Source organism: Pseudomonas medicaginis (genome assembly GCF_965119365.1).
Taxonomy (GTDB): Bacteria; Pseudomonadota; Gammaproteobacteria; order Pseudomonadales; family Pseudomonadaceae; genus Aquipseudomonas.
Genome location: NZ_OZ221631.1, coordinates 2,750,194 through 2,765,687, shown reverse-complemented (window position 1 = coordinate 2,765,687; position 15,494 = coordinate 2,750,194). Strand labels below are relative to the sequence as shown.

The window sequence follows — 15,494 nt, the reverse complement described above, 5'->3', positions numbered from 1 at the left end:
TAATCGCCGCCCCGTCGCACCGTTCAGGTCACCGCAGCAATGAAAGCCCAAGCCCGCCATATCCTGGTGAAAACCGCCGAAGAAGCCGAACAGCTCAAGCAACGCATCGCCAAGGGCGAAGCCTTCGATGTGCTGGCAAAAAAATACTCCACCTGCCCCTCGGGCAAACGCGGCGGCGACCTGGGTGAAGTACGGCCGGGGCAGATGGTCGGCGTGATCGATGCGGTGATTTTCAAGAAGCCCCTGCGGGTGGTGCACGGGCCGATCAAGAGCAAGTTCGGCTATCACCTGGTGCAGGTGTTCTACCGGGATTGAAACTGAGCCTGGCGCTTGTGGGGGCGAGCTTGCTCGCGATGGCGGCGACATAGCCAATATGTCTGCAAGCTGACCCACCGCTATCGTGAGCAAGCTCGCTCCCACAGGTAGTGCGCCCCACTTATTATTTTGGCATCAATGCCCCCGGCACCTGGATCACCCGGCTCGCCAGCCGATGCCCCGCCTCGGCCGCCTCCACCGGGCTGCCGCCCAACAGGCGGCTCGCCAGGTAAGCGGCGCTGAAGGAGTCCCCGGCCGCCGTGGTGTCCACCACGCGCTCGACGCGCTGGGCGGGCACTTCGTAAGACTGTCCATCGCAACGGATCAGGCAGGCCTCGGCGCCGCGCTTGAGCACCACCTCGGACAGACCCAATGGCACATAGGCGGCGAACACCGCCGCGCTGTCTGGATAACCGAACAGCGCCTGCTCGTCGTCCACGGTCAGCAACGCCAGCGTCACGTGGGGCAGGACACTGCGATACGCCGCGCGGGCCGCGTCGATCGAGGCCCAGAGCCTGGGCCGGAAATTATTGTCGAACACCACCTGGGCCCCGCGCTGGCGTGCCTGGACCAGGGTCTCGATGAGCCTGGCCCGCCCCTGCTCCCCCAGCACCGCCAGGGTAATGCCGCTGAAATACAGCACGTCGTAGTCCGGCAGCGCCGCCAGGATCGGCGCCGCGGCCGGGGTGGTAAAGCAATCGCGCACCGCCGCCTCGTTGCGCCAGTACAGAAACCGACGCTCGCCGGCTGCGTCGGTCTGGATGCAATACAAGCCCGGCAGGCGCCCGGGCAAGCGCTGGACCCGTTCCAGCCCGATGTTTTCCGCCGCCCAGGCCTGGCACATGGCATCGCTGAAACTGTCGTCGCCCAGGGCGGTGACGTAATCCACCTCGCCCCTGTCGCCCAAGGCGCGGGACAGGTACACCGCGGTGTTCAGGGTATCGCCGCCGAAACTCTGGTGCAGGCTGCCGTCGGCGCGTTGTTGCAGCTCGATCATGCATTCGCCGATCAGGGCGATGCGGGGTTTGGGGTTGCTCATGGATGATCCTGATAATTCAGCGGTGTCTGGCAGGCCGCTATCGCGAGCAAGCTCGCTCCCACAAGGGGATCATGGCGATCACAAATATTGTATTCGCAACAATCCAGTGTGGGAGCGAGCTTGCTCGCGATAGCCGCAACTCGGTTCAAAGGCTAGAAACACGTCTCCATGCTCTCGACCACTCGCAACTGTTCATCCACCAGGCACCCCACCCGCCACTTATCAAAGGTCAGGCACGGATGCGAGGTGCCAAACGAAACAATATCGCCGACCCGCAACTCAACCCCCGGCGCCACGGTCATGAACGCATGCTGGTCCATCACCGCCGTCACCTTACAACCACTCACGTCGTCCCCCATCACCGAATCCGATCCGGGCTGGTAGCGCTTGAGCGGCACCGGCAGCCCGGCGTCATAGGCCACGTCGCGCTTGCCCAGGGCGATCACCGCGAAGCCCGGCTCCGGCAGCGATTGCACATGGGCCCAGACTTCCAGCGCCGGGCGCAGGCCTTCGTGCAAATCGCTACGACGCTCCAGTACGCAGCACTGGGCTTCTTTGTAGATGCCATGGTCATGGGCCACATAACTGCCGGGGCGCAAGACGCTGAGGAAACGCCCATGGGCATTCTGGGCCTCGAAGGATTCGGCGATCAGGTCGTACCAGGCCGACCCCGAAGCGGTGATGATTGGCCGATCGAGGGCAAACGCGCCGCTGTCTTGCAACTGCACCGCCAGGCGTACCAGGGACTCGGCGAATGCGCGGATGCCGCTGATGGCGTGATCACCGTGGATCACCCCTTCGTAACCTTCGATACCGGTCAACGCCAGCGCCGGTTGCGTCCGGATCGCTTCGGCCAGGGCCAGCACTTCAGCCTCCGTACGGCAACCACAACGCCCACCGACCACGCCGTACTCGATCATCACATTGAGCCGCACGCCACGAGAAGCGAAGTACGCGCCCAGGTCAGCGACATTGTCCGGATGATCCACCAGGCAATGGAATTCGAACGCCGGGTCGGCCAGCAGATCGGCAATCAGCGCCATGTTCGGCGTGCCCACCAATTGGTTGGCCATCAACACCCGGCGCACACCATGGGCGTACGCCGCACGGGTCTGCACGGCGGTGGCGAGGGTCAGGCCCCAGGCGCCGGCCTCCAGTTGCCGGCGAAACAACGCGGGGGTCATGCTGGTCTTGCCGTGGGGCGCCAGTTCGGCACCGCTATTGGTGACGAAATCTTGCATCCAGTGGATGTTGTGCTCCAGGGCTGCGCGGTGCAGCACCAGCGCCGGCAGGCTGACGTCCCGTAGCAGGTGAGCGCCGACGGGGGCGGCGCCCTTCTCGACGGCGGCATTAAGGATGGCGGATGACATGTTCGAACTCCTCGCGCACGGCCGCTAGTGCCGTTGCTGTCTATTCATTGATACGACGGGCCAGGTGGTTGGCGCTTTCGATCAGCACCCGGCGGTAGTCGGCGTAATTGTTCTTGGCGTCGGCCCGTGGGGCGACAATGCACAGGGTGGCGATGGCCACGCCACGGGGGTCTTTGACCGGCGCGGCGAAGCAGTGGGTGAAGGTGTCGGCCACACTGTCGAACGAAAAGAAACCCTCATCGCCGGCCTGGCGGATTTCCTTGAGGAATTGCTCCAGGGGCAGGCGCTCGCCGTCCGGCAAAATGAAGTCGTCGGGATCGATCAGGTCGACGATCTGTTGGTCACTCAGGTGAGCCAGCAGCAGGCGCCCGGACGCCGTCCACGGGATCGGCGCGTTTTCACCGATGTCCGATGAAATGCGGAAATGCCGCTCGCCCTCCTTCATCAGCGCGACGGTGTATTTGCGCCCGTTAAGCAGGCACATCTGCGCCGTTTCCCGGGTCTGGCGCACGATCTCCTGCAAGGCCTGGTCAGCCTCGCGGCTCAAATCGAAATGCCGCAGGTGCGCCTGCCCGAGGAAATACAACTGGCGGCCCAGGTAAACGTGGCCGTCCTTGCCCACCGGCTCGAGGATGCGCCGCTCCAGCAGCGACGCCACCAACTCATAGACCGTGGACTTGGGGCTGCCGATGCCGCTGGCAATATCGTTCGGGCGCAGCGGCTGGCCGATCTCCTTGAGGAAATCGAGGATATCGAACGCCCGATCCAATCCTCGGGCCCGGCGCTTGATGGTGTCTTCGGTCATGTCTTGGGTTCCCATTCAGTTGGCCGCGAGTGTAACCAGACTACTGCGCCGCCCACAGCTCCCTGTGGCGAGGGGATTTATCCCCGCTGGGCTGCGTAGCGCCCCCCAATAAAGCCGATTGCATCCAATCTGACACACCGCAGTGGCTTGTTGGGGGCTGCTACGCAGCCCTGCGGGGATAAATCCCCTCGCCACAGGGTTTTGTACAACACAGACATCCAAGCTAAGGCCTCACTTTTTCTTGTACGCAATGCAATCGATCTCGACCTTGCAATCGACCATCATGCTCGCCTGCACACAAGCCCGGGCCGGGGCGTGTTCCGGGCTGAAGTACTCGCCGAACACCTTGTTGAAACTCCAGAAATCCCGCGGGTCTTCCAGCCACACACCGCAGCGCACCACATCTTCCAGTCCATAACCGGCCTCTTCGAGAATGGCGACCAGGTTCTTCATGGTCTGGTGGGTCTGCTCGACGATCCCGCCGACAATGATCTCGCCGTTCACCGCCGGCACCTGGCCGGACACGTGCAGCCAGCCATCAGCCTCCACGGCGCGGGCGAAGGGCCGTGGCTGGCCGCCGCCTGCAGTGCTGCCGGTGCCGTAGCGCGTAATGCTCATGGTTATCTCCTTGTTGAATGAAAAGTTAAAAACGCGTGTTCTTGAGAAATTCCGCCAGACGCGGCGATTGCGGCCGCTCGAACAGTTCCTTGGGTGGCCCTTGCTCTTCGATGCGGCCTTGGTTCATGAACACAATCTTGTCGGAGACCTCGAAGGCAAAGCGCATTTCGTGGGTCACCAGCAGCATGGTCATGCCGTCTTCGGCCAGGCCCTTGATCACGTTCAGCACCTCGCCGACCAGCTCCGGGTCCAGGGCCGAAGTCACTTCGTCAAACAGCATCAGGCTGGGGTTCATGGCAATCGCCCGGGCAATCGCCACGCGCTGCTGCTGGCCGCCGGACAACTGGCCGGGAAAGTGATCGCGCCGCTCCAACAGGCCCACCCGCTCCAGCCATTTCTCGGCTAGGGCCACCGCCTCGTCCTTGGCCAGCTTTTTCACTTTGAGCAAGCCCAGGGTGACGTTCTGCAAGGCGGTCAGGTGCGGGAACAGGTTGAATTGCTGGAAGGCCATGCCGGTCATGGCCCGGTGCCGGGCGATGACTTTCTCGGGGTGGCGTACGCGCTTGCCGTCGACCTCGTCGTAGCCGATGGACTCGCCGTCGAGCACGATCCGGCCACCCTGGAATTCTTCCAGCATGTTGACGCAGCGCAGCAGCGTGGTCTTGCCCGAACCACTGGAGCCGATCAGCGTGACCACGTTGCCGCGTTGCATGCTCAGGTCCACGCCCTTGAGCACTTCCAGCGGGCCGTATTGTTTGCGCAGGCCGCGAATGTCCAGCAGCGGCTGGGTACTGGAGGGCTGCGTATTGGAGAGATTCGAAACGTCAGTCATGGCAAGGCCACCCGCTTTTCAATGTGTCGCCCGAGCAATTCGATGGCGTAATTGATGATGAAAAAGAGAAAACCGGCGAACAGGTAAAACTCCAGGGTCATGAAGGTCCGGGCGATGATCTGCTGGGTGCTGAGCAGCAGTTCGGCGACGCCGATCACCGACAGCAGAGTCGAGGCCTTGACGATCTCGGTGGACGAGTTGACCCAGGTCGGCAGGATCTGCCGCAACGCCTGGGGCAACAACACATAGCCCAGGGACTGGTAGAACGTCAGGCCGATGGCCTGGCTCGCCTCCATCTGCCCACGGGGCAATGCCTGCAACGCACCGCGCACGATCTCGGCCACGTGGGAACCGCAAAACAGCGTCAAGCCCAGCACACCGGCCTGGAAGGCACCGATCTGCCAGCCCAGGGCCGGGGCCATGTAGAAGCAGGCCAGGACCAGCACGAACACCGGCGTGCCGCGGATCAGGTCGACGTAGAAGCGAAACGGCGCGCGCATCCAGGTCCGGCCGTAGGTCAGCACCAGGCCGGCGACCAGGCCGATCAAGGTACCCAACACGATCGCCAGCAGCGAACACTGCACGCTGGTCAGGAAGCCGGCCCACAGGGTGTCCCGGGCAACCCACAACTCATGCAACCAACTGGGGGATTCGTACATGGGAGACTCCTAACGGCGGATCGCCAGGCGCTGCTCGAAATACCGCAGCAGCATGGCAATGAGGTAACAGGCCGCGACATACAGGGCCGTGGTCACCAGCCAGGTTTCGATCACCCGGTAGCTCTCCACGTTGATCTTGCGGGCGTAATAGGTCAGCTCCGGCACGGCAATCGCCGCCGCCAGGGAGGTGTCCTTGAACAACGAGATAAAGTTGTTCGACAAGGCCGGCAACACGTTGCGCAGCATCACCGGTACGGTGACGTAGGCTTTCACTTGCCACTCACCCAGGCCGATGGCCAGGCCCGCCTCTCGCTGGCCCTTGTGAATGCTCAACAGCCCGCCGCGAAACACCTCGGTCAAATAGGCCCCGGCGTACAGCGAGAGGGTGATGACGAACGACGGCAGCTTGTCCAGACGGATGCCCAGGCTCGGCAAGGCGAAGTAGATCAACAGGATCAACACCAGGATCGGCGTATTGCGGATCACCGTCACATACACCGACGCCAACACTCGCAAGACCCGATGTTTGCTCAGCAGCGCGAACGCCATCGCCAGGCCGATCACGCACCCGATGGCGATCGACACCAGCGCCAGGGAAAGCCCCAGGCCAAGCCCCGCCAGCAAGGTGTCGAAATCGCGCCAGACGGCAGCAAAGTTCAACTGATAATTCATGGTCGGCAGTACCTTCGACGGAGCGCCCGCAAGGGGCGCCCCGGGCTCACAGGGTCATTTGAATTCAACGGGGAAACCAATCGCCGGTGATGGCAGCTCGACGCCAAACCACTGCTTGAACGACGCCGCATAGGTGGGGAATTCCACGCCGGTCATGGCTTCATGCAAGGTGGTGTTGACGAAGTTCAGCCAGTCCTGGTCGCCGCGCTTGACCGCACAAGCGTAGGTTTGCGGGCTCCAGGCGTAGGCCGGGCTGCGATAACGCCCAGGGTTCTGCACCATCAGGTACTTGACCGAGGATTGGTCGGTGGCGGCGGCATCGGCGCGGCCGGAGTTCACCGCCTGATACATCAGGTCGACGCTGTCGTACTGGTCGACCTTGGCCTTGGGCAGCGCCTGGTGCACCAGTTCTTCGGCGTAGACGTTCTGCAGCACCGCCACGGTGACCCCATCGCCCGCCGCCTTGAGGTCTTCGATTTCCTTGTACTTGCTGTTGGCCGGCAGCAGCAGCCCCACGCCTTCGCGGTAGTACGGCAGGGTAAACGCCACTTGCTGTGCGCGGCTGGCGGTGACGGTGATGAACTGGCAGCTCATGTCGACCTTGTCGGTCAGCAGGTTGGGAATCCGTGCATCGGACGACTGCACCACGAACTCGACTTTCTCCGGGTCGTTGAACAGGCCCTTGGCGACCATCCGCGCAATATCGATATCGAAACCCTGCAACTTGCCATCCGCTCCCTGGAAGTGCCACGGCGCATTGGTACTGCCCGTGCCCACGATCAATTTCCCCCGTTGCAGCACGCTGTCCAGCTTGCTGTCTGCCGCCTGGGCGACACCTACGGCAGCCATCGAGGCCGCGAAGAGAAAAACACACGCTTTGAATAAGGAAGGTCGGCGTTGCATGGCTAGCACTCCAGGATGAGTTTATTCCGCTATACCGGAACGTGGTATGTAACAACGGAATAGACAGCAGAAAGTGTGCCACAGGTTTGATACCCGCGGGAGAGCAAAAAGGAAAGTTAAGGAAATCAGGGAGATGGGGAAAACAGACGCCAGGACAGTGGCACCTGCATACGGACACTGTTGCTACCGTCGGCCACGACGCACGGGTAACAAGACCCCAATCCGGGTACCCGGCGCACCGAAACAGAGCCACTCCGGAATTTGTAAATGGATAACCTGTGGGAGCGAGCTTGCTCGCGATGGCGGTGTATCAGTCAATATTGATGGTGACCGACCTGACGCTATCGCGAGCAAGCTCGCTCCCACCATTGTTCGGCGGTGTGCCTGGGCTATTTGCGCTTGTAGCTCTTGCTGCCACCGGGCGTGAGGCAATAGACGCCACCCCGGGGCCCGACGCAATAGTTGCCGCTGCCACATTGGCAACCGTCGGCTTGCTTGAGCAATGGTTGCGGCCGAGCTTCGTTGCGAAGCCCCAGCACAGCGGAACAGGACTTTTTCGAAGCACTGATGGACCCGTCATTGCACAGGAACGTATCGCCATCACACCCGGCAATCCCGCCCTTGCGCCCGGAACAGGGTTGGTTGGCGGCGAGGGCCGAAGTACACAGCGCCAACAACAGGGTCGCAACGCAGACGCGAAGTAAAGCAGACGTTCCGTGACAGAGGTTCATGACAGCTTCCAGGCTGATTAGATGGCCCTATGCTAGCACTGGATAATCTACGGCACCTAACGTCCGCAAAACCTCACCCTGGATAACATCCGCAAATCCCCCTCGCGGTAATAGTCATCACTCCAACTGTCGTCCACCGCCAGGGGCTTGACCTGCTTAAGGGCGAGTTTTTTTGCGAAGTAGCGAAAGCGGTAATGTTCATAGAAACGCAGCAACTCCAGCCCGTAGCGGTCGGCCAGGTCGGTGTCGCCCTGGATGATCAGGTAATTCTCGTCGTTGCCGCTGCTGGCCGCGGCGCTCAGGTTGTGACTGCCGCTGAGGATGGTCGGCGTATCGCTGGTGAAGTCGGTGACGATGGCTTTGGTATGCACCAACAAGTTGCCCTTCTGGCCTTTCATGTTTTCCCGCAGCCAGCCCTCCAGACCGGTGTTGAGCAGCGCGGTGGCGGCAAATTCGGCGGTGCGGTCGGCGTGAAAGCCAGTGATGCGGCTCTTGGTGTTTTGCAGGCCGTAGCGCAACACATCGTCATTGGGCTGGCCGAGCAACGCGTCGAGGATGCGCTCGGGCAACACAAAGGCGGTGACGAACAACAGGTCCTTTCGCGCGCCCTTGATGATGTCGACAAAGCGATCCAGGTCGCCCTCCCCGGTGCGCGGCGAGAACCCGGCGAACAACGCCTCTTGCGGCGCCATGGCGTTGTTCAGGGTCAGCCACTGGCGAGTGGCATCGACGTCCCGGGGCGTCGCCCAGATTTGCTCGAAGACCTGGAAGTAGCTACCGCTCACCCGAGGGTCATCCAGTACATGAACGACGTTGGCCTGGCGGTAGACACCGTTGGCGGTGAAGTTGGTGCTGCCGCACAGCACTGCCTCCGGTTGCAATGAACCGTTGCCGTCCACCTTGCTCAGCACAATGAATTTGTTGTGGAAAATATTGTGGGTGACCCGCCCACGCTTGTTGGCCGCCGGCATGTTCTCGAGGCTGGCTTCGTTGCGCGCCGTGGTGTCATCCCCCGGCTCGGCGTGGTACAGCACCCGCACCTTCGCACCGCGAGCATGGGCGGCAGTCACCGCGTCGACGATCGCCGGCAGTTCGTATTCATAGATGGCGACGTCCAAGGCCCAACTGGCATCCAGCGCCCGGTCGATGAATCCGGTCAAGCGTCCCAGCAAGCCGTTTTCCAACCAGCGACGCGGGGCGTCGGGCCAGTCCTCGATGGACAGGTGCTTGTTGGCGTCAATCAACGCGTCCAGCTCGGGAAACTTGCGCTGGAACGCCTGGCTGGCGGCCACGGCACGGTTGAAGATGACCCGCTGGTCGGCCGGCTGCCCGTCGTCGCTGGTGACGGTGACGGCCAGGGATTCGCCCAACTGCGGTGAATCGGGGCCGCCATAGGCCAGGTGCACACGGTAGTGAATCGTCACGCCGGGGTTGACGGCGTAGTCGGCCCAGCGAAATTTCTGCAGGGGTGCCTTGTCGCTGGGGGTGGCATGGAACTGGGGAAAGGTATGGGCCTTATCGGGGAAGGTCAGGCTGTTGAACAGGAACAGCCAGGGCTTGTCACCCTGCTGCTTCTCGATGGCAAAACCCAGCAGGCCCTTGCGTCGCGGTTCGGCCAGGTCCATGGCGAGCAGCACGCCGTTGGTGCCGGCGTAGGCCTTGACCCGAAAATCGTCCTGGGGGTTGGTGACGAGTACGCGCATGGTTCACTCCTGTGAGGGGCAGCCTGAGCATAGTGCAGTGATGCAGGTCAGGTGGTCAGATCAGGGACCAAGCTGATGCTAATCGCGAGCAAGCTCGCTCCCACAGGGGGCCCGTGGTGTTCATCCGTTATGTGTGCACAACGAAAGCAAATGTGGGAGCGAGCTTGCTCGCGATGAGGCCTTCACAACCGAAGAACAGTTCAAGTGGTTTCATCGATATGCCGATACTCCGCCTGCAACTGCCCCGCCAACTGCCGGGCCCGGCCCAGGCGAATCGGGCCTCTTTCGATGTCGATCAACAGGCACGGGCAATCCAGTCCCGCCGGGGAAAGCCCCTCCTTGACGCGTCCGTCGGTCATCACCAACACCCGTTGCTGCTCCGCCGGGTAGCGCTTGCGTCGCGCCACCAGCCAGCGCCCGGCCTCGTTCAGCGCTGCCAGCAACGGTGTTCCGCCACCGGCACCCAACCCATCGAGCCAGGCGCGCAGGCCCGCCGAGGCCTTGAGCCCTTGCACCTGCCAATTGGGGAGCGTGCCGCTGGCCGTCAACAGCGCCAAGCGGGCGCGTTGTCGGTAGGCGTCGTCGAACAACTGCGCCAGCAGGCCCTTGCCGTCACTCAATGCACGATGACGACGGGTCGAAGCCGACGCATCGACGATGACCAGCCACAGCTCATGGGGCGAGCGATGACGACCGTGCCAGCGCAGGTCCTCACGCAGGCGCGGCCGGCCATTGAGCAACGTCCCCGGCCAGTTCACAGCACCGCTGGCCGCCGCTTTGCTGCGGCCCTGGCGGCCCTGGTCGAGTCGTCCGGCACGGGGTCTGGCATTCGCCCCCGCCGGCGAACGGGAGCGAATGCCTAGGGCTTTTTTGGCCAGCTCGGCACATCGCGCCGGACCCCGGTCGGCAATGCCCGGGCAGGCAGGTCGCCCCACTGGCCTTGGCCTTCATGGGGTTCAGTGGTTTTTTCCGCCCCCGTTCCCGTCGGTGCCTGGGACGGTGCCGGTGCCGACTGCCCACGCCGTCGGTGACGCAAGGCAAATTCGGCGACCGCATCGATGTCTTCATCGGCAATCGCCCCGGCGCCGCGCCAGGCCGCATGGGCCCGGGCCGCCCGCAGCCAGACCAGGTCGGCGCGCAAGCCATCGACCCCGGCGGCAAAACAACGCTCGGTGATCTGCGCCAGCGCCGCGTCGTCCAGGGCGATGCCGGCCAAGCGGTCACGCGCCTGTTGGCAACGTTCGCGCAACTGCTGCTGGGTCGCCTCCCACTGCCCGCAGAACGCCAGCGGATCGCTGTCGAAATCCAGGCGCCGCCGAATGATCTGGCCCCGTTCAGCTGGTGCGGTGTGACCGTCGAGGGCGACGTTCAGACCGAAGCGGTCGAGCAACTGCGGGCGCAGCTCACCCTCTTCCGGGTTCATGGTGCCGATCAGCACAAAGCGCGCCGGATGCCGATGGGAAATGCCGTCACGTTCGATCAGGTTGGTGCCACTGGCGGCCACATCGAGCAGCAGATCCACCAGGTGATCGGGCAGCAGGTTCACTTCGTCGACATAGAGCACGCCACCGTCAGCCTTGGCCAGCACTCCGGGGGAGAACTGCGCGCGCCCTTCCCCCAGCGCCGCGTCCAGGTCCAGGGTGCCCACCAGCCGCTCTTCGGTGGCACCGAGGGGCAAGGTGACGAATTGACCGCTGGCCAGCAGGTCCGCCAGGCCCCGGGCCAACGTGGATTTGGCGATGCCCCGCGGCCCTTCGATCAGCACACCGCCAATTTTCGGGTCAATGGCGGCCAGGCACAGGGCCAGTTTCAGGTCATCGGCGCCGACCACGGCGGAGAGCGGGAAATGGGGGGTGTCGGTCATGGTGAATTCTCGGGAGTGGTCGGTAAGCTCAGTGTGTACACAGTCTTTGTGGCGAGGGGATTTATCCCGCTGGGCTGCGCAGCAGCCCCAAAATATCACCGTGGTAAAACTGGCACACCGAGGTGGGCTGATAGGGGATCGCTTTGCGATCCAACGAGGATAAATCCCCTCGCCACAGGTTCTGCACATGCCTGCTGATTGTGCACATCAGCCATCTTCCTCAATGTCGAGCAACAGATTCTCCAGCGCCTCGCGGTATTCGCCCGGCGCCTGCCACATGCCCCGCTGCTGCGCCTCGAGCATGCGCTCGGTCATGTCCCGCAGGGCATCAGGGTTGTGCTGGCGGACGAAATCCCGCGTGTCCGGGTCGAGCAGGTAGGCATCGGCCAGCAAGGCGTACTGGTGATCGTCGATCAACCGGGTGGTGGCGTCGAAGGCGAACAGGTTGTCCACCGTCGCCGCCAGTTCGAACGCGCCTTTATAGCCGTGACGCTTCACGCCGTCGATCCACTTCGGATTCGCTGCGCGGGAACGGATGACGCGGTTGAGCTCTTCCTTCAGGGTACGGATCTTGGGCAAATCTGGCTGGCTGTGATCGCCATGGTAACTGGCCGCCGCATCACCACTGAGGGTCTCGACCGCCGCCAGCATGCCGCCCTGGAACTGGTAGTAATCGTTGGAATCGAGCAGGTCGTGCTCGCGGTTGTCCTGGTTCTGCAATACGGCCTGCACTTGGCTCAAGCGCCGGGAAAACTGTTCCTGGGCGGCGGTGCCTTCATCGCTGGCACCGTAGGCGTAGCCGCCCCAGTTCAGGTAAACCTCGGCCAGATCCTCGCGGCTCTGCCACAAGCGACCGTCGATCGCGCCCTGCACGCCTGCACCATAGGCACCGGGCTTGGCGCCGAAGACCCGCCAGCCGGCCTGGCGCGCCGCCGCATCCGCTTCAAGCCCCGACGCCAGCAAGGCGTCGCGCTCGCTGCGCACCTTGGCCGCCAAGGGGTTCAGGTCGTCCGGCTCATCGAGGGCGGCTACGGCCTGCACGGCGGCATCGAACAAGCGGATCAGGTTGGCAAAGGCATCCCGGAAGAACCCGGACACGCGCAACGTGACGTCGACCCGAGGCCGGTCCAGCAGGCTCAGCGGCAAGATCTCGAAGTCATCGACCCGCTGGCTGCCGGTGGCCCACACCGGACGCACGCCCATCAACGCCATGGCCTGGGCGATGTCGTCACCACCGGTGCGCATGGTGGCGGTGCCCCACACCGACAGGCCGAGCTGACGCAGGTGGTCACCGTGGTCCTGCAAGTGCCGCTCAAGAATCAGGTTCGCCGACTGGAAACCGATGCGCCATGCCGTGGTGGTGGGCAGGTTGCGCACGTCCACCGAGAAGAAGTTGCGCCCGGTGGGCAACACGTCGAGGCGCCCGCGACTCGGCGCACCGCTGGGGCCGGCAGGCACGAAGCGCCCGTTCAGGGCATCGAGCAAGCCGCGCATTTCCGCCGGGCCGCAAGCGTCCAGCCGCGGAGCCACGATGGATCGCAGGTTTTCAATGATGCTGCCCACCACCTCCCAACCCGGCGCGTCGAGCTGCTCCACTGCACCATCCAGCGCCTGCTCGATCAACTGTGCCGCGAACAGCTCCAGGCGCTCGCGGGTATCACCGGCGGTACGCCAAGGTTCGGCGCTGACCTGACGCAACGCCTCGGGACGGTCGCCAGCCCAGGGATCGGCCAAGGCACAGTCCAGCGGATCGAAACCCAGCCCGAACGCCTTGGCCAGCGCCCGCAACAGGCTCGACTGCGCGCCTTTGCCGTCGCCCCGGGGAATGCGCAGCAACGCCAGCAACGTGTCGATGCGCAACCGCCCGCTGGGCGACTCGCCAAAAATGTGCAGGCCGTCGCGGATCTGCGACTCCTTCAAGTCGCACAGGTAGGTGTCCAGGCGTGGCAGCCAGATCGCCGCGTCGGCCTCGCTGTCGAGGGCGACATCCAGTTGCAGCTCGCGGTCGATGTGGGTTTCGCGCACCAGGTCGAGAATATCCCGCTGCAACTCCCGGGCGCGGCGCGGATCGAGTAATTGCGCGTCGTAATACTCATCCGCCAACAACTCGAGGTGACGCAACGGCCCATAGGTTTCGGCCCGGGTCAGGGGCGGCATCAAGTGGTCGATGATGACCGCCTGGGTGCGACGCTTGGCCTGGGCGCCCTCACCCGGGTCGTTGACGATGAACGGATAGATATTCGGCAGCGGCCCCAACAGCACGTCCGGCCAGCAGTTTTCCGAGAGCCCGACGCCCTTGCCCGGCAGCCATTCAAGGTTGCCGTGCTTGCCGACGTGAATCACCCCGTGGACGCCGTAGGTGTGACGCAGCCAGAAATAAAACGCCAGGTAACTGTGGGGCGGCACCAGGTCCGGGTCGTGGTACACCGCACTCGGGTCGACCTGGTAACCCCGCGCCGGCTGGATGCCGACGAACGTCAGGCCCAGGCGCAGGCCGGCGACCATCAAGCGTCCCTCGCGGAACATCGGATCCCGCTCGGGCGAGCCCCAGCGCGCCAGCACCGCTTGGCGATTGGCTTCGGGCAGTGCGTCGAACAAGGCCTGGTACTCGGCAAGGGCCAGGCTCTGGTGACAGGGACGCAAGTCGAGGCTGTCCAGGTCGTTACTGACCCCGCCGAGCAATTGCTGGATCAACGCAGTGCCGCTCGCCGGCAGTTCAGCCGGCAATGGATAGCCTTCAACCTGCAGGGTCTGCAAGATATTCAAGGCCGCTGCCGGGGTGTCCAGACCCACACCGTTGCCGATGCGTCCGTCGCGGGTCGGGTAGTTGGCGAGGATCAGCGCCACACGCTTTTGGGCATTGGGCAAACGCGCCAGGGTGGTCCAGCGTCGGGCCAGCTCGGCGACAAAGTCCATGCGTTCGGGCGTGGCGCGGTAGCAGACCACATCGCTCTGGCTGCGCTCGCTGCGCCAGGCCAGGTCCTTGAAACTGATCGGGCGGCTGATGATCCGGCCGTCCAGTTCCGGCAAGGCAATGTGCATTGCCAGGTCCCGCGGGCCCAGGCCCTGCTCGCTGGCACGCCAGCCAGGTTCGTTGTCCTGGGCGCAAATGGCCTGGATCACCGGGATGTTGCGGCGAAACGGCCGCAAGTGCGGGGCTTCAGGGCTGGATTGAGCGAAGCCGGTGGTGTTGAGGATGACCCCTGCCTCCACCTCGTCCAGCCAGTCCTCTACCTGCGCAAGGCAAGCCGGCTCCTTCAGACTCGCCACGGCAATCGGCAACGGATTGAGCCCGGCGGCGTGCAGGCGCTGGCAAAACACGTCGATGAACGCGGTGTTCGCCGCTTGCAGGTGGGAGCGATAAAACAGCACCGCCGCCACCGGCTGCCCGACGCTCCAATCGGTTTGCCAATCGCCAAGGCTGGCGCTGGTTTTCAGCGGGTGATAGATCGCCGTGCGTGGCAGGGCCTGTGGCTCGGCCCACGGATAATCGCGGCCGAACCATTGACTGCCGAGGTTGTGAAACAGGTCCAGGGCATTGCCCAGGCCGCCCTGGCGCAAGAACTGCCAGAGCCGGTCGCGGTCCGCGGCGGCCACGTTGCTCAGGTCACTGAGTTCCGGGTCCGGTCGATCGTCCCCCGGCACCAGGATCAACTTCACTCCGCGCCCGGCCAACGCCATCAGCCGTTCGATGCCGTAGCGCCAATAGCCGATACCGCCGTGCAGCGACAGCAGGATGACCTTGGCGTGGCGCAGCACGTCTTCGAAATACAGGTCCACCGAGGCGTGGTTCTGCACCTGCATCGGATTGGCCAGGCGAAACTCCGGGTAGTCGTCCGGTAACTGCCGCGCCGCTTCGGCCAGCAGCGCCAGGCTGGAGTCGCCGCTGCACAGGATCACCAGTTCGGCGGGGGTTTGCCCCAGGTCGGCAATGTTGTCATCCGACACGAAACCGCCGGGCTGGGTCCTGAGCAGGTGCATGG

Annotated in this window: 14 protein-coding genes; 1 reads left to right on the top strand and 13 read right to left on the bottom strand. The window is 63.7% G+C overall.

Annotated elements, in window-relative coordinates; genetic code table 11:
* The first annotated feature begins 39 nt into the window (after nt 1-39).
* Complete coding sequence (locus ACMTA2_RS12300; protein ID WP_003182808.1) at nt 40-315, top strand: peptidylprolyl isomerase; 276 nt, start codon at nt 40-42, stop codon at nt 313-315.
* A 124-nt stretch (nt 316-439) separates the two neighbouring features.
* Here the strand turns inward: ACMTA2_RS12300 and ACMTA2_RS12295 are convergent, their stop codons facing one another.
* The 13 genes from ACMTA2_RS12295 to cobN form a co-directional block, all read right to left on the bottom strand.
* On the bottom strand, nt 440-1,354 hold the full coding sequence (locus ACMTA2_RS12295) for a sugar kinase (protein WP_413795061.1): 915 nt from the start codon (nt 1,352-1,354) through the stop codon (nt 440-442).
* 152 nt (nt 1,355-1,506) lie between these two features.
* Nucleotides 1,507-2,724 (bottom strand): amino acid deaminase, encoded by a 1,218-nt coding sequence (locus tag ACMTA2_RS12290; protein WP_413795060.1) that lies wholly within the window; start codon nt 2,722-2,724, stop codon nt 1,507-1,509.
* 40 nt (nt 2,725-2,764) lie between these two features.
* Entirely contained in the window at nt 2,765-3,529 is a 765-nt protein-coding gene (locus ACMTA2_RS12285) for an IclR family transcriptional regulator (RefSeq protein ID WP_413795059.1), read from the bottom strand.
* Nucleotides 3,530-3,760: 231 nt separating this feature from the next.
* Entirely contained in the window at nt 3,761-4,147 is a 387-nt protein-coding gene (locus tag ACMTA2_RS12280) for a RidA family protein (protein WP_413795058.1), read from the bottom strand.
* A gap of 25 nt (nt 4,148-4,172) precedes the next feature.
* Entirely contained in the window at nt 4,173-4,979 is an 807-nt protein-coding gene (locus ACMTA2_RS12275) for an amino acid ABC transporter ATP-binding protein (protein ID WP_413795057.1), read from the bottom strand.
* Nucleotides 4,976-5,638 (bottom strand): amino acid ABC transporter permease, encoded by a 663-nt coding sequence (locus ACMTA2_RS12270; RefSeq protein WP_028236639.1) that lies wholly within the window; start codon nt 5,636-5,638, stop codon nt 4,976-4,978. Before ACMTA2_RS12270 ends, ACMTA2_RS12275 begins: the two co-directional genes overlap by 4 nt.
* A 9-nt stretch (nt 5,639-5,647) precedes the next feature.
* Nucleotides 5,648-6,310, bottom strand: coding sequence for an amino acid ABC transporter permease (locus ACMTA2_RS12265; protein ID WP_014338685.1), 663 nt, complete (start codon nt 6,308-6,310; stop codon nt 5,648-5,650).
* Nucleotides 6,311-6,364: 54 nt separating this feature from the next.
* Nucleotides 6,365-7,213: a transporter substrate-binding protein gene (locus ACMTA2_RS12260; RefSeq protein ID WP_413795056.1), complete on the bottom strand. Its 849-nt coding sequence runs from the start codon at nt 7,211-7,213 to the stop codon at nt 6,365-6,367.
* 389 nt (nt 7,214-7,602) lie between these two features.
* Entirely contained in the window at nt 7,603-7,944 is a 342-nt protein-coding gene (locus tag ACMTA2_RS12255; protein ID WP_413795055.1) for a YdcA family protein, read from the bottom strand.
* A gap of 56 nt (nt 7,945-8,000) precedes the next feature.
* Nucleotides 8,001-9,647 (bottom strand): phospholipase D-like domain-containing protein, encoded by a 1,647-nt coding sequence (locus ACMTA2_RS12250; protein ID WP_413795054.1) that lies wholly within the window; start codon nt 9,645-9,647, stop codon nt 8,001-8,003.
* A gap of 200 nt (nt 9,648-9,847) precedes the next feature.
* Entirely contained in the window at nt 9,848-10,405 is a 558-nt protein-coding gene (locus tag ACMTA2_RS12245; RefSeq protein ID WP_413795638.1) for a vWA domain-containing protein, read from the bottom strand.
* A gap of 101 nt (nt 10,406-10,506) precedes the next feature.
* Complete coding sequence (locus tag ACMTA2_RS12240; protein ID WP_413795053.1) at nt 10,507-11,511, bottom strand: magnesium chelatase ATPase subunit I; 1,005 nt, start codon at nt 11,509-11,511, stop codon at nt 10,507-10,509.
* Nucleotides 11,512-11,718: 207 nt separating this feature from the next.
* Nucleotides 11,719-15,492, bottom strand: coding sequence for a cobaltochelatase subunit CobN (gene cobN / locus ACMTA2_RS12235; RefSeq protein WP_413795052.1), 3,774 nt, complete (start codon nt 15,490-15,492; stop codon nt 11,719-11,721).
* Between the last annotated feature and the right edge of the window lie 2 nt (nt 15,493-15,494).